This window comes from Psychromarinibacter sediminicola (assembly GCF_029168335.1).
Classification (GTDB): Bacteria; Pseudomonadota; Alphaproteobacteria; order Rhodobacterales; family Rhodobacteraceae; genus Psychromarinibacter; species Psychromarinibacter sediminicola.
In genome coordinates, this window is sequence record NZ_JARGYC010000209.1 from 1 (window position 1) to 938 (window position 938).

Below are 938 nucleotides of genomic sequence, written 5' to 3' on the forward strand. Positions count from 1 at the left end.
GACATCGACGCCGCGCCATTGCTCCATCGTGGTGGGGCCGACGCAACTCATGGACTCGATGTCGAAGGGGCCGGGCATCGCCATGCCGACGCCGATCACGCGCTCGGGAGGGATGTCCGCCACCAGGTCGGCGACCATCGCGGCGATGCGCTCGAAGGCGGCATCGGCGCTCAGCTGCGTCGCGGCCTCGGACCGGATGTCCAGCACCTCACCGGACAGGTTCATCAGCCCCGCCTGCAGCCCCCGGGGCGTGACGTAGACGCCGCAGGTAAAGCCGCCGTCCGCGTTCACCTCCAGCGAGGGCGCGGGGAAGCCGCGGCCCTTTGTCATCGCCGGCCCGACCGAGACGAAGCCCAGGTCCTGAAGTTCGGTGGTGATGGTCGACACGGTCTGGACGGTGAGTCCCACCTGCCGCGCGATCTGGGCGCGGGTGATGGGGCCCTTTTGCCGGATCGTCTCTAGGACGATGCGTCTGTTGAGCGGGCGTCCAAGCTCTTGGTTGGTGCCTCTGAGCGTCATGTCTTCCCCTATGGGTCTTTACGATAGGAGCGATTCGGCTTTTCAGTCAAATCATCTGAATTAATATCTATCGGCACTGCTATGCGCGATGGCAGTGTCAAAGGAACTCGGCTTGAGGCGGGGCAGGGGCGTCGGTAGCGTCGGCCGGGGTGGTGTCAGAAGGAATCTCGTTGAGCCGGGCAGGGCGGTTTCGTAGCGTCGGGCCATGACGAAACGCGACCCGTTCAAGTACTTCCAGAGCAGCCCTGAAGGTCCTGTCAAAGGAACTCGGCTTGAGGCGGGGCAGGGGTGCCGGTAGCGTCCGCCCCATGACCCGACGCTGCGCATTCAAATACTTCAAGACGTCGCGCGAGATCATCCGTCTTGCGGTGATGATGTACGTCCGGTTCCCGCTTTCGCTGCGGAATGTCGAAGACCTG

Annotated in this window: 1 protein-coding gene and 1 pseudogene; one reads left to right on the forward strand and one right to left on the reverse strand. The window is 64.0% G+C overall.

Annotation, left to right across the window (positions count from 1 at the left end; all coding sequences use genetic code 11):
* Positions 1-519: winged helix-turn-helix transcriptional regulator (locus tag P1J78_RS24990; RefSeq protein ID WP_275570079.1), on the reverse strand; the 519-nt coding region annotated here is incomplete at its 3' end.
* 308 nt (positions 520-827) lie between these two features.
* On the opposite strand from P1J78_RS24990, the pseudogene P1J78_RS24995 reads away from it, so the two are divergent.
* Positions 828-938 (forward strand): annotated as a pseudogene (locus P1J78_RS24995) (IS6 family transposase); the annotation flags it as partial.